Source organism: Parablautia muri (assembly GCF_009917485.1).
GTDB classification, from domain to species: domain Bacteria; phylum Bacillota; class Clostridia; order Lachnospirales; family Lachnospiraceae; genus Suilimivivens; species Suilimivivens muri.
The window spans coordinates 1-1,696 of the sequence record NZ_QZDT01000149.1; the positions used below are offsets into that span (position 1 = coordinate 1).

At 40.8% G+C, this 1,696-nt stretch carries 1 protein-coding gene; it reads left to right on the forward strand.

Annotated elements, in window-relative coordinates; genetic code table 11:
- Positions 1-64: 64 nt before the first annotated feature.
- Positions 65-1,681, forward strand: coding sequence for an IS1634 family transposase (locus tag D5281_RS24820; RefSeq protein ID WP_160562517.1), 1,617 nt, complete (start codon positions 65-67; stop codon positions 1,679-1,681).
- Positions 1,682-1,696: the final 15 nt, after the last annotated feature.

The window sequence follows — 1,696 nt, forward strand, 5'->3', positions numbered from 1 at the left end:
TTTGCACTTGATTAACTCATCGTCATGTTTTATGATGGAGGTATAAACATGACGAGGTGATTGTATGTCGATAGTTACTCAAACTGATAAACGCACAGGCATTACATATGCTTATGACACAACTTATTACTGGGACAAAGAAAAGCGGCAGTCCCGTTCAAAACGCATATGTGTAGGAAAGATTGACCCTGAGACTGGTGACATTGTTCCAACAAGAGGCAGGGCGAAAAAAGGTTCTAAATCAGCAAGTGGAAAGCCTGCAAAAACAGGGCCAAAGCCTTTTGTCGAAACCAGACATCTGTATTATGGAGCAACATATCTTCTGAATGAGTTTGCTAATGAGCTTGGACTTGCAGCAGATCTCAGACAGTGTTTTCCCGAAACATACAAACAGCTTTTATCTGTGGCCTTTTACCTGATACTTGAGGACAATAATCCTTTGTACCGTTTTGAAAAATGGCATCTGACCCATAAGCATCCTTATGGTGAAAGTATAACTTCACCCAGAAGCAGTGAATTATTTGCTTCAATAACAGATGATCAGGTAAATAAGCTCTTCCGGCTTCAAGGCAGACGCCGTGTTGAAGATGAATACTGGGCTTATGACAGTACCAGCATTTCCAGTTACTCTGAAACGCTTGCTCAGATCCAGTATGGCAAAAACAAGGAAGATGATCAACTTCCGCAGTTGAACCTCCTGCTGGTGTTTGGCGAAGAATCTGGCATACCATTTTATTACCGTAAGCTTGCAGGAAATATACCAGATTCAAAAACGGTAAAACATTTACTGGAAGATCTGGACATCCTTGGGTTTGGCAAAACCAAGTTTGTTATGGACAGAGGTTTCTATTCCGAAAGTAACATTAATGGTTTATACAGAGACCACATCAAGTTTCTTGTAGGAACAAAGCTGTCATTAAAGTTCATCAAGAAGCATCTTGATGAGGTATATGACGATATCCGGATGTTTGTAAATTTTGACGAAAGCATCAACACCTATGGATATACGGTCAGCGCCCAGTGGGAGTATACCCAGGAGCGTCCGTACAAAGGTGATGTCATCAAAGATAAACGCCGGATGTACATCCATTACTATTACAGCATTGAAAATGGTGCTGACGATGAGCAGGCATTCGACAAACGAATTGCCAGCCTTTGCAAAGAACTGTCAGAAGGCAAATATGTTGAAAGCCATAAAAAGGCCTATGACCAGTTCTTTGAAGTGAAGACAACCCCCAAGAGGGGACGTCAGGTTTATTATAAAGAAGATGCCATCAAAGAGGCGCGTCGTTACTTTGGCTACTTTGCTTTAATTACCAATGAAAAAATGGATGCCTTTACAGCCTTGCATCTGTACAGGATGAAAGATGTTGTAGAGAAAGCCTTTGGTAATCTGAAAGAACGACTTAATATGCGGAGGCTTCTGGTGTCATCAGAAAAAGGTCTTGATGGTAAAATCTTTACAGAGTTTGTTGCATTGATTCTGATATCTCATCTTGACCATAAGATGAAAAAATCAGATTTATATAAAAACTACACTCTGCATCAGTTGCTTGACGAGCTTGATGTGATTGAGTGCTTTGAAGATGCAAACCATTCCTTAAGGATTGGAGAACTTCTCAATAAGCAGGCAAAAATATATGAGGCTCTCGGAGTGAAGGTACCAACCTCGTCATGTTAACTCCGAGAATCCAGG